The 18077-nt window shown below is 62.4% G+C and carries 15 protein-coding genes and 1 pseudogene; 10 read left to right on the forward strand and 6 right to left on the reverse strand.

From position 1 onward, the window contains the following. Window positions 1-94: 94 nt before the first annotated feature. From Pla111_RS05825 to Pla111_RS05855, 8 genes and pseudogenes are all read left to right on the forward strand, one after another. Entirely contained in the window at window positions 95-991 is an 897-nt protein-coding gene (locus Pla111_RS05825; protein ID WP_146572297.1) for a toxin-antitoxin system YwqK family antitoxin, read from the forward strand. Window positions 992-1163: 172 nt separating this feature from the next. After that, window positions 1164-3167, forward strand: a complete 2004-nt coding sequence (ftsH, locus tag Pla111_RS05830; protein WP_231930772.1) for an ATP-dependent zinc metalloprotease FtsH — start codon at window positions 1164-1166, stop codon at window positions 3165-3167. Window positions 3168-3422: 255 nt separating this feature from the next. Further along, window positions 3423-5672 carry a polyphosphate kinase 1 gene (gene ppk1 / locus Pla111_RS05835; protein ID WP_146572298.1) on the forward strand — a complete coding sequence of 750 codons (2250 nt, stop codon included), beginning with the start codon at window positions 3423-3425 and terminating at the stop codon, window positions 5670-5672. Between the two features lie 163 nt (window positions 5673-5835). Continuing rightward, window positions 5836-5979 (forward strand): annotated as a pseudogene (locus tag Pla111_RS17660) (pre-toxin TG domain-containing protein); the annotation flags it as partial. A gap of 90 nt (window positions 5980-6069) precedes the next feature. Then, window positions 6070-6390: a hypothetical protein gene (locus Pla111_RS17430; RefSeq protein WP_231930774.1), complete on the forward strand. Its 321-nt coding sequence runs from the start codon at window positions 6070-6072 to the stop codon at window positions 6388-6390. Further along, on the forward strand, window positions 6387-7091 hold the full coding sequence (locus Pla111_RS05845) for a hypothetical protein (protein ID WP_146572299.1): 705 nt from the start codon (window positions 6387-6389) through the stop codon (window positions 7089-7091). Before Pla111_RS17430 ends, Pla111_RS05845 begins: the two co-directional genes overlap by 4 nt. A 300-nt stretch (window positions 7092-7391) precedes the next feature. Further along, entirely contained in the window at window positions 7392-7670 is a 279-nt protein-coding gene (locus Pla111_RS17665) for an HNH/ENDO VII family nuclease (RefSeq protein WP_391581011.1), read from the forward strand. A 13-nt stretch (window positions 7671-7683) separates the two neighbouring features. Next, window positions 7684-8265 (forward strand): suppressor of fused domain protein, encoded by a 582-nt coding sequence (locus tag Pla111_RS05855; protein ID WP_146572300.1) that lies wholly within the window; start codon window positions 7684-7686, stop codon window positions 8263-8265. 362 nt (window positions 8266-8627) lie between these two features. Here Pla111_RS05855 and Pla111_RS05860 read toward each other — a convergent pair whose 3' ends face one another. From Pla111_RS05860 to Pla111_RS05885, 6 genes are all read right to left on the reverse strand, one after another. Further along, window positions 8628-9140: an IS3 family transposase gene (locus Pla111_RS05860; protein ID WP_146572301.1), complete on the reverse strand. Its 513-nt coding sequence runs from the start codon at window positions 9138-9140 to the stop codon at window positions 8628-8630. 228 nt (window positions 9141-9368) lie between these two features. After that, a complete protein-coding gene (locus tag Pla111_RS05865; protein WP_146572302.1) occupies window positions 9369-10058 on the reverse strand; it encodes a LuxR C-terminal-related transcriptional regulator in 690 nt (229 codons plus the stop codon). 352 nt (window positions 10059-10410) lie between these two features. Beyond that, complete coding sequence (locus tag Pla111_RS05870; RefSeq protein WP_146572303.1) at window positions 10411-10704, reverse strand: hypothetical protein; 294 nt, start codon at window positions 10702-10704, stop codon at window positions 10411-10413. Then, window positions 10701-11717, reverse strand: a complete 1017-nt coding sequence (locus Pla111_RS05875; RefSeq protein WP_146572304.1) for an AAA family ATPase — start codon at window positions 11715-11717, stop codon at window positions 10701-10703. The genes Pla111_RS05870 and Pla111_RS05875 overlap by 4 nt, the downstream gene beginning before the upstream one ends. A gap of 57 nt (window positions 11718-11774) precedes the next feature. Continuing rightward, the gene (locus tag Pla111_RS05880) at window positions 11775-14879 is read right to left on the reverse strand and encodes a VWA domain-containing protein (RefSeq protein ID WP_146572305.1); all 3105 of its coding nucleotides are present in this window, start codon (window positions 14877-14879) and stop codon (window positions 11775-11777) included. Window positions 14880-14989: 110 nt separating this feature from the next. Continuing rightward, window positions 14990-16003, reverse strand: coding sequence for an NHL repeat-containing protein (locus Pla111_RS05885; protein ID WP_146572307.1), 1014 nt, complete (start codon window positions 16001-16003; stop codon window positions 14990-14992). Between the two features lie 361 nt (window positions 16004-16364). Here Pla111_RS05885 and Pla111_RS05890 point away from each other — a divergent pair, with 361 nt between their 5' ends. Both Pla111_RS05890 and rpiB read left to right on the forward strand, forming a co-directional pair. Beyond that, a complete protein-coding gene (locus Pla111_RS05890) occupies window positions 16365-17507 on the forward strand; it encodes an L-threonylcarbamoyladenylate synthase (protein WP_197524796.1) in 1143 nt (380 codons plus the stop codon). Between the two features lie 53 nt (window positions 17508-17560). Continuing rightward, window positions 17561-18013: a ribose 5-phosphate isomerase B gene (gene rpiB, locus Pla111_RS05895; RefSeq protein WP_146572311.1), complete on the forward strand. Its 453-nt coding sequence runs from the start codon at window positions 17561-17563 to the stop codon at window positions 18011-18013. The last annotated feature ends 64 nt before the right edge of the window (window positions 18014-18077 follow it).

Genomic DNA, 18077 nt, shown 5'->3' on the forward strand with positions numbered 1-18077 from the left:
TAGGGATTGTTATTGGTCATGTCGCCCGACAAAGCCATGCGGAGCGATCCGCACGGCCCCGGCGATCGTCGCTTTCACCCCCACATCGTTTGTTATGGCGGCTGCCCACGATTCCCTGACGCTCCATACCCTGACGCGCCGTCCTGTTCCTTGCTCTCCGCCCGTGGCGGTCTGCCGGCACAATCCGAGCGCTGTCGCGCGGGCGGTCCTACGGCTCATGCTAGTGATGGTGGCTTGCCTAGCGATTGCTAGCGACACAGCGGCCCAGTCGGCCAAGAAAGCGGCCCCCGGCACGCTCGAAGTGGAGCCCTACACCGGCCCGCCGATCTACCTGCCCCAAACCGAGCAGCCCCCGCCGCCCAGCGCAGTCGAGACGCAAACGCTCAAGCAAAACTACGAGGGGACCGACATCCCCCGTTTTGAACGCGGCCTGATCCGCTACTCCGACGAGTCGGTCAAGAGCGACGGGATCATCAAAGAGTACTTCTCCAACGGTCAGCTCTTTGTTGAAGGGCAGTACTCGAAAGGGCAGCCCACCGGTGAATGGACCTATTACCACAAGAACGGCCAGATCGCCAAACGCGTTACTTTCGTAAGCGGGCGGCCTGACGGAAAGGTGGATCTGCTCCGCGAAGACGGTAAGCGTCTTGCAACGCGGCAATACGCCAACGGCAAACGCGATTCGGTTTGGACCTATTTCGACGAGACCGGTGAGCAGCCGCTCCGTGAGGAACGGTACACCAGCGGCAAGGCCGACGGTGAGTGGAAGTCTTGGTATACCAACGGCCAGATGCGTCAGGTCACCACCTTTAAAGACGGCTCACTCAACGGCGTAGCGAAGGAATGGGGAAAGCTCGGTGAGCAACGCGCTGTCGCCGAGTTCAAAGACGGCAAACGTCACGGCAAGACCACCCAGTGGCAGCCAGACGGAAAGGTCATCGAGCGACTCTACGATGAGGGGAAACTCGTCGATCAGAGCAAGCCCGAGTAACCGGCGGGTACCCGCTACCCTTATGCTCCCCGATACCTCGCAAACGCCGGCGGTTGGCGTGAGCGGGTCATCTTCCTAGGGTTAGCCGGACTCGCTTGCACGGTGTTGTGAGACAACGCCTGCCCCGGAGCGTCCCGCTAGATCCAACCTTTGTTTCCCCAGCCCCGATCGCATGGTCGACAAACCGCGCCACTCGTCGAGCAAGCCCCCCGCCTCCCGTGAAGGGGAGGAAGGGCGAGGCTGGCGCCCTCCGGCCTCGACCCTGCTCATTATCGCGATCGGAGTTGGCCTGGGGATGCTGCTTATTCAGCAGCTGATGGACGCTGCCCGTGAAGTGACTTACTCAACCTTCGCCGAGGCGGTGGAGAAGGAAAATGTGCGCCGCGTGGTCGTCCGCGGCCCGTTGCTCTATGGCGAGTTTATTGATCCTCCGCTGGCACCGCGCCTTGATCCGCTGCCTGGCGAAGCAGCCTCGACCGCACCGCGCGAGGTTTTACCGCAGCAGTTTATCGTCCAACTGGGCGATACGGGCCTCCGCGAGTCCTTGGAGTCAAAGCTCCTGGCCAGTGGGGCCATGGTTTTGAACGAAGCTCCCTTTGACTACAACGCCCTGCTGACCGTGCTCTGGCTGGGCCTGTTAGTTGCCATGGGCGTCATGATGTGGAACTTCGCCCGCCGGGCACGCGATCAGGTGGTCGGCGGGGGCATGCTGGGCGGGGTCACCAAGAGCCCCGCGCGACAGTACAAACTGGACGACGAAAATCGGAAGACCTTCGACGACGTCGCGGGCCTGCGGGGCGTGAAGTCAGACCTGAAGGAGATCGTCGATTTTCTCAAAGAACCCGAGAAGTTCGCCCGCTTGGGTGCCCGGGTCCCCAAGGGAGTTCTGCTAAACGGTCCGCCGGGAACCGGCAAGACACTACTCGCCAAAGCCGTTGCCGGCGAGGCGGGCGTGCCGTTCTTCTCGATTAACGGCTCCGAGTTTATCCAGCTCTTTGTCGGCGTGGGAGCCAGTCGTGTACGCGACATGTTCGCCACGGCTAAGAAGCAGGCCCCCGCCATCCTGTTTATCGACGAAATCGACGCCGTCGGCCGCCAACGCGGTGCCGGCCTGGGCGGCGGGCACGACGAACGCGAGCAAACCCTCAACCAGATCCTCAGCGAAATGGATGGGTTCGACCCCAGTGAAACCGTCATCGTTATGGCGGCCACCAATCGGCCTGACGTTCTCGATCCCGCGCTGCTGCGTCCGGGCCGCTTCGATCGTCACGTGACCGTGGATCGTCCCACGATCGAGGGGCGTGAGCAGCTCTTCGAGGTGCACTCGCGCAAGGTTCCTATCTCTGAGAGCGTTGACTTCGCCAAGCTGGCCCGTGCGACGGTTGGCATGACTGGTGCCGACATCATGAACCTCGTCAACGAGGCCGCCCTCTGGGCCACACGCAACGATCGCTCGTTCGTCACGCCCGAGGACTTCGAGTACGCCCGCGACAAAGTCTTGATGGGCGACGCCCGCGAAGACGTGCTCAGCGAAAAAGAGAAACAGGTCACCGCGTACCATGAGGCGGGGCACGCGCTGCTCGGCTGGTTCGTTCCCAGCGGCAATCTGGTTCATAAAGTAACGATCATCCCCCGCGGCCGCGCGCTCGGTGTCACGCAGTACGTGCCCGAAGAAGATCGCCACAACATCTCACTGAGCGAACTCCAGGCGCAGCTCGCCATGGCGCTCGCGGGGAGAGCGGCGGAGCAGCTCGCGTTCAACGAGTTGTCAGCGGGTGCCGAGAACGATCTGAAGCGGGCGACCGACCTCGCACGACGGATGGTTGCCCATTGGGGCATGAGCGAGCGGATCGGGCCGGTTGCCTACAACAGCGGCCACAACGATCCCTTTCTCGGCCGCGAGATTGTTCAAGAGCATCGAGCCTACAGCGAGCACACGGCCCAGATGATCGACGAAGAGATCTCGCGCACCCTGCACGAGGCCGAGCGGCTCGCCGATGAGGTTCTGCTGCAGCAACGCGACAAGCTCGAGGCTGTTGCAAACGCGCTGCTAGAGAAAGAAGAATTGGACGATACCGAGCTGGTCGAAATCCTCGGCCCGCCGGTCAGCCTGGAGAACTCTCCCTTGGCTCCGACCAAGCCCACCTACGTCGTCCCCGGCAAGTCGCCGATCTAGTCAATTCTACGGGGCGAGTGATCTTTTGAAGGGGGTGCTTTGCGGGTTCCCTCGGACCGGGGGGCGATTTGTCATTTGGGCGTTTGTTACGCCCGGACACGCCCTCCCGATCAGAGACGGCCCAGATCCCCCCTACGGAGGGGTTCGCTTCCGCGGGGAAAACTCTCACCCGGGCGGCACAGTCTGCCCTGCTTCTGTAAATATCCTACAATCCATACGGCACGCCCCCGCTCCCCCCGATCCCGCGCCGTACGGATGCCCCCCAGCGAATATCAAGCCGAGCACTTCTTGAACCGCGAGCTGAGTTGGCTCGAGTTCAACAAACGTGTGCTGGAAGAGGCGCAAGACGACTCGAATCCCTTGTTGGAGCGGGTCAAGTTCTTGTCGATCTTCTCGTCCAACTTGGACGAGTTCTTCATGGTGCGTGTCGCGGGGCTCCGCGAGCAGGCGTTCGGGGCGATGGCACCGCAAGACCCGCCAGTCGACGGTGTGTCAGCAATTGTGCAGCTGAATCTGATCGCGGATCGGGTACGCCGACTGGTGCGCGAACAGTACACGTGCTGGAACGAATCGGTACGGCCTTCGCTCGCGCGGGCCGGTGTGCGCGTGCTGAGCGAACATGATCTGTCGGTGGATCAGCGTCGGACCGTGGATGACTACTTCCGTCAGCGCGTGCTGCCGATCCTGACCCCGATGGCGATCGATCCGAGCCATCCGAGCCCGCGGTTCAACAACCGCGGCGTGTACCTCGCCGCGCGGTTGAAGCGGCGCATGGGGATCGGTCCGGCGGCGATGGACGCCGTCGTGCAGCTCCCGCAGATGTCGCCCCGCTTTGTTCCCTCCCAACCCGGGCAGTCACGCGACTTTCTGTTGCTGGACGAGATCGTCGCCGCGCGGCTGACCGAGGTTTTCGGGGGCTACGAGATTCTCTCGTGTGGGTCGTTCCGTGTGACCCGCGACATGGACACCGACCTGCTCGACGAGGAGGGTGACGACATGCTGCGGGCGATCGAGCGCCGTCTGCGAGCCCGACAGCGGAGCGAGGCCGTCCGCATCGAGGCGGGTTCCGGCATGTCCGATGAGCTGCTCGACACTCTAGTACGGGAGGAGGAACTCCGTGTTGCCAGCACCGACCCCAACTCGAACGAACCAACCGGCTACGGCGAGGTTTATCCGGTCGATGGCCCCCTCGATCTGTCGCGGTTGACCGAGCTGATCGATCAGGTCGAGCGGCCCGACTTGCTGCACCCGACGTTTCGCCCCAAGCCCTCCAGCCGCCTGTCGGAAGAGAAAAATCCGTTCGTTCAGATTGCCCGCAGCGACCTGTTGCTGCATCATCCGTTCGATGCGTTTCGTCCGGTCGTGAACTTCATCGAGAACGCGGCGCGAGACCCCGACGTGCTCGCGATCAAGCAGACGCTGTACCGCACAAGCGGCGATAGCCCGATCGTCGATGCCCTGATCGCCGCGGCCGAGGCGGGCAAGCATGTGACCGCCCTGGTCGAGCTCAAAGCACGGTTCGACGAGGCCAACAACATCTCGTGGGCTCGCCGTCTGGAACGGTCGGGCGTACACGTTGTGTTTGGCTTTATGGACCTGAAAACCCACTGCAAGCTGGCACTGGTGGTACGGCAGGAGGGCGAGAGCGTGCGTCGCTATGCCCACCTGGGCACGGGCAACTACAACCCCAGCACCGCGCGACTGTACACCGATTTGGGGCTCTTTACGGCCGACCCCGTCATGACCGAGGAGGTTGCCAACCTCTTCAACTTCTTGACCGGTTACTCACAAAATCACGATTGGCGCAAGCTGATTGTTGCCCCGCAAGACCTCCGCGAACGAACGATCGAACTGATCGACGAACAGGCCGAGCGCTCTCGACGGGGCAAGAAGTCGTGGATCTTCGCGAAGCTCAACTCACTGGTCGATCGGGCGACGATCGCCGCCCTGTACGATGCGAGCCGTGCCGGCACGCCGGTTGATTTGGTCGTGCGTGGCATGTGTTGCTTGAAGCCAGGGCTGCCCGGTTTGAGCGAGAACATCCGGGTCAGGAGTGTTGTCGATCGCTTTCTTGAACACAGCCGGATCATGGTCTTCGGCACGGGTGCCAAGCAGTCGGTGTACCTCAGCAGCGCAGACTGGATGCCCCGCAACTTCGAACGCCGCGTTGAGGTGATGTTCCCCATCGAAGCCGACCCGCTCAAAACTCGGATTGTCGAAGAGATCGTGCCCGCTTATCTGCGAGACAATCTGCGTGCCCGCCTGCTGACCGCCAACGGCAATTACACCCGCGCTCGGCCCAACGGCAACGAGCCGCTGCACCGCAGCCAGCAAGAGCTGTGCGACATTGCCGAGGGCCGCACGACGGGCGAATCGATCCCCGCGCCGGCCCCCGCCCCCGAGACGAAAAAGCCAATCTCCCGCACCGCGAGCAAGGCGTTTCGCGACGAAGCGCAACCCAGCGATGCAGAGACGAAGACTTCGCGCAAACGCGCGCGGAAGTAGTTCGGCGTAACGCGCATGGCGTGATGGTTGTAGCTGCTCCGCGTGGCGAGCCTCTCCCCCCGCGGCCCCCCCGAGCCGGTCTACAACCTCGCAGTCGGACGACTCGGTCTGGTGGGCGGCGACGAAGGCGTTCTTTGGCAGCATCGCGAAGGACGGGGCGGAGATCGCCGTCGGCGAGACGCCGTACGTCGGCACCGGCGCGGCGATCAAGGAGGCGGTCGCCGGCACGAACATCTACGGCGAGCCGCTCAGCACCACCGAGCGGGTCATCGCAGGCATCGGCGTTATCCCCGGCGGCAAGCTCGCGGGCACGGCATTGTCGGGGCTGGGGATAGTCTTTACGCTTGGACGCAATAGCGATGACGTGTTAGAGAGGGCGTCACGAGAGCTGCCGATCTTGAACAAGGAGTTCACGCCGAACGTGAAGGCGCGGCGTGATTTCGGCACAGCGGTGCATCAGGATTTGCCACAGCACCTGAAAGAACAGTATCCTGACAGCGTGTTTGAGACATTTGTCGGCCCGGGGCAGAGTGGTCCCGACGCAAGGTGGGTAGACGGAGTTGATCCAGGCTTCGATATAGCGGAACTGAAGCCGAAGACAGACTCAGGTTTCAGGGCATTTGAGAATCAAATTGGGCAGTATCCTGAACGAAGAGCAGGGTTATTTGGGTATGACCCTGCGACAGGTGATATTGAGTTTGGCGGGGTCTTTGAATGACGGGTGGAGAGATTCAGGAAGCGTTACGTGCACGACGTTTTACGGATATACGTATACGGCTATTGGCGGAGGGTAATACAGACCGCTGCGGAGAAGAGAAGCGCCTCGAACTGTATCGCAGGGCGCTTGCGCGGGTCGAATTACGCCTTGGGAATGCGCGTGCGGCGGCTGCACTGTTAACATCCTTGGTTGAAAGCAACCCGCTACCGGGCGCGGGCGACTACAATGAGCGCGGGGCTTGCTACTGGTTGATGGAAGACCGAGAAGCAGCGATTCGCGACTGGCGTGAGGGGCTGCGATGCAAGTACGGAGACGGGGCCGGCAACCTTAGCCCCGCATTGTTGCTCTACTATCCCGCAGTTGCACTCAGCGACGAAGCGTTACGACAAGAAGCCATTGAGGCGATCGAGCAGAGGCTCAATACAGGTTGGGCAAAGAACTGGCCGGCTCCCCTTGGACGCTACCTATTGGACCAAGCGGACGACGCCGAGCTGGCGCAAGAGATCGCAAGAGAACACCCTATTAGCCAGCCAGATGAACGTTGTCGCTTCGAGTTCTACCGAGCGATAAAGGCGTTCGAGCGCGGAGATGAACCGCTCGCCATCAGACGATGTCAATGCGCGGTTGCCATTGAGCAGCAAACGACAAGCTCTACAGAGTTTGTCCTCGCCGATCACATGGTGCGGCAAGCGGCTGCTTAACCGGTAGCCCGTAGCCCGTAGGATGGGTGGTTCTGTCGGCGTGATGCTGTTTTCCCTGGTGGGCTTGCCACCGACAGGTTCACCCATCCTACGAGCTACGGCGAGCCGCTCAGCACCACCGAGCGGGTCATCGCAGGCGTCGGCGTTATCCCCGGCGGCAAGCTCGCGGGCACGGGATTGTCGGGGCTGGGGATAGTCTTTACCCTGGGACGCAAGAGCGATGGCGTGTTGGAGAGCGCCGCAAGGCTAGACGCACCAGACAGCAGCACCTACTCTCGCCCCTCTGGTTTCAAGAAGGGTGTGCGAGACGAAGTTTGGGACGACGCGATTGAAGAATCGACGGGGCGTGTTCGTGACCCCGTGACCGGCCGCTTCATGGGTCGGGATCAACCGTGGGATATGGGTCATCCTCCCGGCCACGAGTTCAGGAAGCACCAGCAGAGTGCGGCTGAACGGGGGATTGATAGGAAGCAATTCTTAGATGAGCACAACGACCCGTCGCACTACCGCCCAGAACTTCCCGGTTCAAACCGAAGCCACTTAAGCGAAGATTTGACGGACGACTACTTTGGGCCGTGACGGAGTTGAGACAATGCCATCTATTTCCGATGCCGACAAAGCAATAGCCAAAGCTGCCGCACAAGCGTTCGGTGGGCGCCCGCGAGTTGCACGGTTTTGGGATGATAACCACGCGAGTTCGGTGGACATCCTGACGTGCGAAGACCGACCGCAGGAAGGCGTTATCTCGTACTCGACAGTCGGCTTGTCCGGCTGGCCGTTGTTCAAGGGAGAGAAAGAGTACGGGGCTCGCCTGGAAATTGTGGGAGCCTGTGGTAGTGCCTTTAAGGGGTTCGATAATGCACTATCGACGGCAGCGTTTTGCGTAATCAACTCTAAGTGGTTCTGTTGTCCCGGTGTGATATTCCCCGACGTGTTGGCGATGTATGATTGCTCGCCGACCATGCGGCACTTCTTATTTGTTCCGCCATTCTTGTGGGAAGACCACCTCAATACGCTCGACCTCGATGGTAGAAAAGTGGCCTGGCTCTTGGCTGTGCCAATCTCAGAGGACGAAAGAGCGTTCGCAGAGGCAAACGGACCGGAGAAGTTAGAAGAGTTGTTTGCGGATCGCCAGATTGACATCTTCAATCTGCATCGGTCGTCACAAGTCTGACCACCTCACCGCCCCATCACCCCACCAGAATCACAGCACGCTCTCTGCCGATAGGGCCTTACATACCCCATTGACCGGGCCTTCTCATCACCGCGCGGATAAACCCCTCCCCCAGTTCAGTGGGGGAGTGAGTGTTGGAGGTAACGAGGTAGTTACCCCGCATGCTTGGTCGGCACGAACTGCACAATCAGTTCCCGATGGAGGGCGTCGGCGATGCGTCGGAGCATAGCAAGCGAGCCCGTAGGATGGGTGGTTCTGTCGGCGTGATGCTGTTTTCCTTGGTGGGCTTGCCACCGACAGGTTCACCCATCACCTCGCGACGCCTTGAGATGGGTGCGAGCACCCATCCTACGAGCTACGAGCTACGAGCTAAGCGGTGAACACCACCCCACCCCGCTGTCTACTTGCGTTAGGATCCCCATCATGCGACCAGCCCTCTCGATCTTCCTACTCTTCGCCGGCGTTGCGTGCCTCTGGCGTGGTTTAAGCGTCACGGCGCCGGCTCTCGAGCCTGTGCAGGCCCGCACGCAGCTGTTCTCGCTCCCGCTTAGCGATAAACGCAGCCGTTTGTGGCGTTTCTTGGGCACCTGCATCCCGTGCTCTCGCCACAGGCGTTCGACCCGCTTGTGGTTCACCTCGCGTCCCTGCCGACGCAGCGCCTCGTAAACCTGAGGGCTGCCCCAGCAAGGACGTTTCTCCGCGATGCTCCGCATCTCCGTGAGCAACTCCGCGTCGAGCGTCTGACGCTTCGACTGGTAACGCTGCGTCGCACGCGGCTGGCCCAGCACGCGGCAGACCCTCCTCTGCGACGCCTTCTTGGGCCCCAAGAGGCGGCGGACCGAATCGACGGTCCGCCGCTTACACTCGGGGCTCACCAGTTTCCCTTGGCGGCTTCCTTCAAGATCTCCATGTNTCGATGATCTGCTCCGTCGTGTGCCTTGTCCGCTTCATCGAAAGAATCCTCCAAAAACCGGGGACCGCCCGGCACGAGATTCTCTCACTCAGAGTGGCTCTGTTTCAGGGGGGAAGACCAAGGGGTCTCGTTACCTCAGTCATTCGATAGAGATAGGTCGGACATCCGGGCCTGCGAATGCTAAGCGCCGTCATTCATTCGGGCTGATTCTTGGTGCCGCGTTTCCGCGCGACTCTTGTAAATCGCACCGCAGGAAGCGGCCTTCGAGTGTCCGCACGGTCGCCACACGATCGGCCAGCGGGATCGCTGACGCGACTTTCATCTTGGCGAACACCCGTCGGCGCCGTTGTTCGACCGTCCGGATGCTGACCCCCAACTCATTGGCGATTTGCTTGTTGAGCTTGCCATCGCAAACCGCGACGAGGAGCTCTTCTTCGGCCTGGGTCAGCGACTCGCGACGCCGATGGTAAGCCTGAACGAGATCCCATTCATTCCGGCGCTGATCAGCGATCAGGATGGCGTCTTGGAGCAGCTTGGCGATTCGCTCGGGAGGATCACTGAGGCTGATGACGCCCCATGCGAGACGTTGCCAGACGGGACGTTCGGCCTCGGACTCAATCAGGCCGATGAATACGGCGCGGCGAAAGCTGGCGTCGGCGAGATCCGCAAACCGTGCGTTCACGGTTGGTTTTGTTGGCGCGATGATGCCAACCGGCCGCGCTCCCTCGGCATGCACGGCGCATTCCTCGATGCGTGAAGTGAGAAGCGAAGCGATCCCCAACTGCCGAGCGGCCTCTTGCAGCAGGCGTTCAGCAGGCCCTCGCACGTCGTGCAGCAGCAGAAGGCCATTGGTCGGCAGAGGGGCTACGCGGGCGTACATCGGGGGTCGCCTTTGAGTAAGTAGATCGAGCGTGGATTATTATCGTGTGGCAGTGGTAGCACCCGCTATCGACAGCAAGTCGACAGGCGTGTGCTATTTGTGGGAAACCTTTCGACCTGACCACGACAGAAACTCTGATGCCGCTCGACTCAAGCTCGCAAGCCAGCCTTGCCGAGAGTTACGTTCTGATCGTTTCCGCCGATGGCACCTGTGTGCTGCACCCGCGCGTGCCTGAGTATGTCGGTCAAAAGCCGTGGGAGTGGTGCACGTCTGAAGACAGCGAGGCGTGCCGCGAGGCGTTTGTCCAGGCGTGCATGTTTCGGAAGGAGTCTCAATTCATAACGCATATGCGTTACGACGGGCGCATCTTCAAGCCATCGACGATCACATGCGTGTTGGTGAATTCCAACGTATGGCGGCCGATATCAACAACGACAGTGGGCCCGGAGCTGTCAATCCCGAAGCCTGAGAATAGCCCGGTTGCTGTGATCTGCAGATTGGCTCCGCTGGGCAACGTCGCGCTACCGCTAGCTTGAACTTCGACCAAGCTCAGCAGCAACGCGGTCAGCCCGACGGTTAGTAGCAGACCGCCAACGATCTTGATGGTTCGGTCGATACCTCGGCGTTCGTTGCGGGACGCGCTCACGCGACTTTCTCTTCGGCCAGTGTCTCGGGCACGTGCTTGATAATCTCGCGCAAGACATCGTCCGGCTGGATGCTCTCGGCCTCGGCCTCGAAGTTGAGAATCACCCGGTGCCGCAGCGCCGGCAGGGCGACACGGCGAGCGTCGTCGAAGCTGACGTTGTAGCGTCCCGCGAGCAGCGCCCGCACCTTCGCCGCCAGGGCGATCGTTTGCGCACCGCGGGGGCTGGCACCCCATCGCAGGTGCTGATTTGCGGCAGGGGCTGCCAGGTCGCCGCCGGGGTGCGTCGCGAGCACGAGGCGGGCCACGTAGTCCTGCACATGCGGAGCGAGGATCACCTCACGCACGAGTTGCTGATGAGCGCGGATCTCGGTGCCGTCCATGATCTTGGCGGGGGTCACGGTGATGCCTTTGGTCGTCCGGGCGAGCACCTCGTTCAGGTCCTTGCGGCCGGAGTAATCCACAAGCAGCTTGAAGAAGAAGCGGTCGAGCTGCGCCTCGGGGAGCGGATAGGTTCCCTCTTGCTCGATCGGGTTTTGCGTTGCCATGACGAAGAACGGCCGTTCCAGATCGAACGTTTGCCCGCCGGCGGTGACGCGTTTCTCTTGCATGGCTTCGAGCATCGCCGACTGTGTCTTGGGCGTTGCGCGGTTGATCTCGTCCGCCAGGCAGATCTGGGTAAAGACAGGTCCGCGCTGGAACTCGAAACTCCGCCGACCATCTTGATCTTCGACAATCAAGTTGGTGCCCAGGATGTCGGCCGGCATCAGGTCGGGAGTGAACTGAATGCGGCTGAACTTGAGGTCGAGCACTTCGCTCAGGGTCTTGATGAGCAGCGTTTTCCCTAAGCCTGGGGCCCCCTCCAGCAGGGCGTGACCTCCGCAGAACAGGCACGTCAGCACGCCGTGCAAGATCTCGCCGTGGCCGACGATGACCTTGCCTAGCTCGTTGTAGACGGCCTTATAGCGCTCAGCGAACTGGGCGGCCCGTTGTTCGATCGAATCGCCGAGAGACATAGACGCAAGCCTTCAAGCGTTGAGAGTGATGAAGTGGGCGGAAGCGGTGGCGTGGTATCAGGCGGGCGGTTCGTTGCGGTCCTGAGACGCCTTGCGTTTGGCTTTGAGCAGTCGCGAGGTGTAGGCCTCTTCAATCGGCTTTTCGACCCCTGAGAGGTCATCGCTCTGACGGGGCTTGGGGCGGGGAGCGCCGGGGGTTGCGGTCGCCGCGGCCAGCGGCGATTCGCTGGCGGGGAGTGGTTCGTCGGGCGTCTCGAAACGGGTGGCACCTTGCCGCCCGGTTTGCTCGTCGCGTAGCGCCGCCTTGCGGCTGCGGAGCCTCTGCATCGTAACCGGTTCGGCAGCCGGGCGTTCTCCCCCCCCCAGCCGTTGCCGGATTGCCTGCCACAAGCGAGCGACCCAGTCAAATCCGATCTGCACCCGCCGCACGAAGACGTCTGCCAGGAACAGAACGCTTGCGCCCAGCACCAGCAGCGGCCAGATCGGCTGACGCGAGACCGCCGGCGGCAAGTCGCGACGATACGAGTCAACGGCAGCGACCTGTTCGGCCGCTGCCGCGCTGTCGAACTCGACGCCTGCTTCGTCGCTCAGCACCTTGCCAGGTTCGCCGTTGCCGGCCGGGAGACTGGCGATCGATTCGAGGAGCGGACGATTCGTTTCGCGATCACGAAACTCGTCCGAGTAGCCAACCGATAGCCCGGAGCGGATCATCGGCTGACCGGGTCCGGGGTTGACCATCAAAATGTAGCTGCCCGCCTGATCGGCTTCGAACTCAGCGACGTACCGCCCCGGTGCGACTTGCGAGAACGACAGCGGGCGATCGCCGTCGGCCTGTACGGCGACCCCGCTGATCGCGGGCAGTTCGAGGAACTCTTCGTTCTTGTCCAGCGCGTCCAAGATGACGCGGGCCCGACCGTCTTCGACTTCGGTGGCCAGCGTGAAATTGCCCGTGTCGCCCGTGGGCCGCATGGACCAGCGCACCATCTGGCTAAAGAACGGGGCGTAGCCGTCCCAGCCGGTCCAGTCGTTGGCCCATCGGGCCCCGGCGTCGGTAGTGAAAGCGGCGACTTTGCCCAGGCCGTAATTCCAAGTGGCCAGGATCGTTGAGCTCTCAGGGTTGGGGGGCTCGGGCGAGCGGAGGATTACCTCCACGAGCGAGCTGTCTTTGACCGTCGTCTGGACGAAGCCGCTGATGGCGGGCAGGTTGGGGTCGATCCCCTGCATGATCTCGTGCTGGAGCATCATCTGCGGAGGGATCGGCGGACGCAGCTCTTTGACGAGCGGCCGTGAGACACGCCGAGCCTCGCGCTGATAGATCCGCGGCAGCGCGTTGGCGTTGCGCACCACGTAGTACTTGCCCCCCGTTTGGTTGGCGATCTGTTGCATGGTGGCGTGCCCCGGGGGACCGTGGGCCCCGACCGCCACCGTGGTGATCTTCACTCCCTGGCTAATGAAGGACTTCATGGTCCGGGCGGAGGGGGGGGAGGGGTCGCCATCGGAGATGATGATCAAGTGCTTTGTGGCCGGCGTGGGGTTATTGAGCCCCGCAAACGATTGGGCAGCGAGATTCATGGCCGGGTCAAACTGTGGCATATCACCGACGGTAAGCCGATCCAGCCGCGCTTTCATCTGATTGCGAGACGGTCCGACCGTGATCATTCCTCCCTGCGATTGCCCCCACAGCCACTGGTCGCTGCCGTTCCAGGTGAGCAGGCCGGCGTAGTCGCGTGGCCCGAGGGCGTCGATCGCTTCGATCGCGATCCGTTTTTGCCAATAGTTGCCCCGCGCGATCTCGCTGGCGTGCATGATCATGCCCAGAGCCCCCACGGGAGTGACCTTCGCCGCCTTGATTTCCAGATCGACGGGCAACGCCTTCTCAAGCGCGGTCTCGTCCCAGCCTCCGGCTCCGAAGCTGCGATCTCCGCCGATCATGATCAGGCCGCACCCAAGCTCCTCGGTGTTGCGGACCAGCATGGCGATCTGCTCGTCCGAGAAACCGCTGATCGAGTCGGTGCTGACAACGCCTCCCGGTGTGTCGCCGAAGCCACTGGCGCGGGGCGTGTTGGCAAGGATGACGGTGTCGTAACGCTGCAGGTCGGCGAGCGAACCGAACAAGCGATCGCTCCCCCGCAGCGTGACGTCGAGCCCCTCGTCCTTGAGGGTTTCGACGAGTCGTGTGAATTCGTCTGGGTGTTCCCAATCTTCGATCACCAGCGCATGGCCCTTGCCGCGAACATGGGTGTAAGCGGTCGCCGCGTTGTTTTGGTTCGAAGCGTCGGTGTCGGGGTTCTCGGGTGTGAAGCGGGCTTCGTAGGTGTAGAAGTCGGCTTGATCGATCGTTTCGCGCACGCCGAAGGCATTCTTGCCGGGACGGAGCGAGACCGAGCTCTCGGAGATGATCTCTTGCAGGTCGCCCCGTTTACGGATGATCCGCAAGACGCCGCGCCCGTCGGTATCATCGCCCGCCGCGGTGCGATGATCGATCACGACGCGCGCCTCGAAGGGCTGCCCCCGGCGGACGCCGGCGGGGATCGCTATCTTGTCCACCACCGTGTCGGCCCGCGGTGGTAAGGGAATAGGCACCACGTCGATGCTCACGCCGCTGGCGGTCGCGACGCGTGCCTCGCGCAGGCCATCCCCCACGTTTTCATTGCCGTCGCTGACAATGACGATCCGTTTGGCCGAGTCGGGCGGGAACAGCGACATCGCCTGCTGCATCGCCGCGGCCAGATTGGTCTGCTGGCGATCAATCGCCGCCTCGATGCGTGGCATTTCATAGGTGAAGTCCACTGGTGGGAGTTCGACCGTGGCGTCGCGACCAAAGACAATCACCCCGGCCCGATCGCCCGCTTCGCTGCGTCGATGGGAGCGCACCGACGCGTTAACGAACGACTTCATCGCCTCACGCTGTGCCTCGGGAATGCTGGCGGACTGGTCAAGCAGGTAAATGACCGTCAGACGGTCGCTTGTCCGCGTGTACTGCGCTTCGGCCAGCGCGAGGACAATGGCGGTGAACACCAAGGAACGCAACACGAGTGCCGCCAGTCGGCGGCCCCGTCCCAAACCCGATAAGCCACCAAAGCTCAACCCCCACAACACCGGTAGCAGCAGCAACGCGGCGAGCCACCAGCGGCTATCGAAGGCAAGGCTTGAGTCGAGCATCAGGGAACCAACGGGATCGTTCGGTCGTCGCGTATGAGGGCGGCGCTGAAGCGAATGGCCATGCTAAGGATACCGACTTGAGGACGCCGCGTGGGGGGTGCCCGCCGCATTCAGACCGCAATCCGTTGTACGCGGTGGTTGCCCGTATCCAGCACGTGCAGCCTGCCCCGGCTGTCACGCACCAGGGCCCAGGGGTCCCAAAGTTGGCCCGGTTCGCGTCCCTGTCCGCCCCAAACGCCGAGCGGCACCCCCGCGGGCGAGAACTTCTGCAGTCGATGATTGCCGTACTCACAGACGTAAAAATTACCATCGGGGTCGAGCGCCATGTCGTACGGATAGTAGAGCTGACCCTCGTCCGAGCCCTCGGTTCCCCACAAGCCGATCAGCTCGCCCTGCGGATCAAAGAGCTGCAAGCGGTGATTACAAGCATCGCACACCCAGATGCGGTCCTGCGGATCGATTACCAGGTTCTGCGGCCGCCGGAACTGTCCCGGCTCGGAACCGTGAGAGCCCCAGCCCAACAGGTACTCGCCGTCGGGTGAGAACTTCTGCACGCGGTCGTTATCGCCATACTCGGAGACATACAGGCAGCCGGTGCTGTCGCGGACGGCGTCCGTTACAAAGCCGAACTCACCGGGCCCCTTGCCATTGACACCCCCCACCGTTCGGTCGGTGAGAAGCTCTCCGGCGGGCGTGTAGAACAGCACACGGTAATAGTGCGTATCGGCGACCAGCAACTCGTTGCGCGATGCGTCGAAGGTGAGTCCTGTCGGACGCCCGTTGGTGCTCTCGGGTGTCTGCCAGCTTCGGAGAAAATTTCCTTGGTCGTCAAAGACCAGGATCCGGGCAGTGAAATCAACGATATAGAGCTGGTCCTGCGGATCAATCGCGATCGCGCGGGGCTTGCTCATTCGTCCTTCGACGATGCCCCGCCGGCCCCAAACCGCTTCTAATCGACCGAAGCCCTTCTCCGCAGCGGCGGGTCCGCAACCGCTCAGCGCTAAGCCAGCACCGCCAAACAAGCCAGCACCGCCAAGCAAACTCCAGCCCCCGAGCCCCGCGGCAGCGGAAGCCGCTTGGCAAAACCTGCGGCGGTCGAGCGGAGGACGGTCTGGGGGCGTCATCGATCTGGGCAAGTGAGGGGAGAATGCTCGCCTTAGAGGTGCGGGCCGCTAAAAAAGGGGCTGATTCCGTTCCGGCCCTTGCAGCGGCAGCGGCCAGCAAGCAGGCGGGGCAACCGATCGGGAGGCAAATCCTGAGAGGGGCCCTCTGCAGTCTCACGTGGCGTCGCCCTCGCTGCAACGCCGTGGGGGCAGATCGCCGGGTTTTCTGCTCGGGTGGACAACACTACAGTGCAGGTCTGAAGAACGGGCAGAAGACAGTTCAATGGCGGTTTCGCCCCCGGCGTTCTGTCTCCGAAAGACGCTCTCCCCGTCCTGCTCCCCCTGCGTTCTTAACTGCGTTCTTAACGGCGATTCCGCACTGATGCCCCCTGTTGTCATCAACGTCGCGCACGCCGATGACGTCCGAGACGTCGTGCATCGCGCGGTACAGGCCCTCGCCGAGGGGCAGCTCGTCGCCCTGCCGACTGAGACCGTTTACGGCATCGCGTGCAACGCCGCGGACCCCGTTGCCCTGGAGCGGATGGCCGCTGCGAAAGGGCCTCCTCAAGCGGATCCCTTCGCGCTAGCGATCAAAAGCGCCGACGAAGCCGAAGATTATTCTCCCCGTTGGGGACCGATCGCGCGCCGCCTCGCGCGCCGCTGTTGGCCCGGACCGGTGACGCTCGTGGTGGAGGCAGATCTTGAAGAAGGGCTCATCCGCCAATTGCCCGCTGAGGCGATTCCCTATCTGTGCCCGCAAGGCACGCTGGGGCTGCGGGCACCCGCGAATCAGGTGACCCAGGATGTGCTCCGCATGCTGGCAGGACCGGTCGCGCTGACCAGTGCCAAGCTCAACGACGGTCGTGAGGCGGTTACCGCCGAGGAATGCGTCGAGTCGCTCGGCGACAAGCTCGCGCTGGTGCTAGACGACGGTCCCTCACGGTACGGCCAGCCCTCGACGGTGGTGCGTGTCCAAGGCAACGAGATTGAGCTGCTGCGGGAAGGGGTTGTTGGCCAGCAAACGATCGACCGGATGACCCGGCTGCTGGTGGTGTTCGTTTGCACGGGCAATACGTGTCGAAGCCCGATGGCCGAAGCCGTCATGCGGACCCTGTTGGCCGAGCGGCTTGGCGTGCCGGTCGATGAGCTGGGTTCGAGGGGGGTGCAAGTGGCGTCCGCGGGGCTCGCCGCGTCGCCGGGGGCCAAAGCCAGCCCGCAGACCGCCGAACTCATGCGAGAGCGCGGTGCTGCGATCGACGATCACGCCGCTCAACAAGTCACCGAACACCTCGTCCGCCACGCCGATCTGATCATCCCCATGACCTCGGGGCATGAGGCGGCCCTGGTCGAGGTCTGGCCGGATATCGGGCCGCGTGTCAAACTCCTAGACCCTGTTGGCCGCGACATAGCGGACCCGATTGGCGGCGGCATCGAGGTTTATCGCCAGTGTCTGGCGCAAATCGAGAATGGCATCCGCCACCACGCGGATTCACTAATCAAAGAACTGGGTATCGCCGGTGCCTAGGCACGCCTCAATTCGCTTACGAACCCTCTCTCCCCGTCTGGATCGCTTTTCTGATGAAGATTGCTGTCGCTAGCGACCACCGCGGTGTCGACCTGAAACGCAAGGTGATCTCGGTCCTCGAGTCGCTTGGCCATAAGGTCGTAGACGACGGGGCAAACACCAATGACAGTGTTGACTACCCCGACTTTGCGTCGGTCGTCGGCCGTCGGGTTAGTCACGGTGAAGCCGATCGCGGGGTGCTGATCTGTGGTACCGGCATCGGTATGGCGATCGCCGCGAACAAGTTTCCAGGGGTCCGGGCCGCCCCTTGCACGGACGAAGTCACGGCCGAGATCAGCCGCCGCCACAACGACCTCAACGTTCTGTGCCTGTCGGCCGACTTGCTCAGCCCCCGCGTAGTCGAGCGGATGGTGAGTGTCTGGATCGGCACCGAGTTTGAAGGGGGACGTCACGCCCGCCGGCTCGAAAAAATCCGTGACATCGAGAACGAAACCAAAGACGGTTGATGGTTCGAGGGGCTTGCCGAGGTTGCGGCTTTACGCCGCCTGGAGCACCGACTGGGGAGTAGGC

It is taken from the genome of Botrimarina hoheduenensis, from assembly GCF_007859815.1.
Taxonomy (GTDB): Bacteria; Planctomycetota; Planctomycetia; order Pirellulales; family Lacipirellulaceae; genus Botrimarina; species Botrimarina hoheduenensis.

Bases quoted from the DNA above. Each gene is read 5' to 3' on its own strand.
- Pla111_RS05865 (WP_146572302.1), bottom strand. From the start codon at position 10,058: ATGTACGCCCGCGTAGCCCCTCTGCCGACCAATGGCCTTCTGCTGCTG.
- ftsH (WP_231930772.1), top strand. From the start codon at position 1,164: ATGGTCGACAAACCGCGCCACTCGTCGAGCAAGCCCCCCGCCTCCCGT.
- Pla111_RS05880 (WP_146572305.1), bottom strand. From the start codon at position 14,879: ATGCTCGACTCAAGCCTTGCCTTCGATAGCCGCTGGTGGCTCGCCGCG.
- Pla111_RS05875 (WP_146572304.1), bottom strand. From the start codon at position 11,717: ATGTCTCTCGGCGATTCGATCGAACAACGGGCCGCCCAGTTCGCTGAG.
- Pla111_RS05845 (WP_146572299.1), top strand. From the start codon at position 6,387: ATGACGGGTGGAGAGATTCAGGAAGCGTTACGTGCACGACGTTTTACG.
- ppk1 (WP_146572298.1), top strand. From the start codon at position 3,423: ATGCCCCCCAGCGAATATCAAGCCGAGCACTTCTTGAACCGCGAGCTG.
- Pla111_RS05825 (WP_146572297.1), top strand. From the start codon at position 95: ATGGCGGCTGCCCACGATTCCCTGACGCTCCATACCCTGACGCGCCGT.
- rpiB (WP_146572311.1), top strand. From the start codon at position 17,561: ATGAAGATTGCTGTCGCTAGCGACCACCGCGGTGTCGACCTGAAACGC.
- Pla111_RS05890 (WP_197524796.1), top strand. From the start codon at position 16,365: ATGCCCCCTGTTGTCATCAACGTCGCGCACGCCGATGACGTCCGAGAC.
- Pla111_RS05855 (WP_146572300.1), top strand. From the start codon at position 7,684: ATGCCATCTATTTCCGATGCCGACAAAGCAATAGCCAAAGCTGCCGCA.
- Pla111_RS05885 (WP_146572307.1), bottom strand. From the start codon at position 16,003: ATGACGCCCCCAGACCGTCCTCCGCTCGACCGCCGCAGGTTTTGCCAA.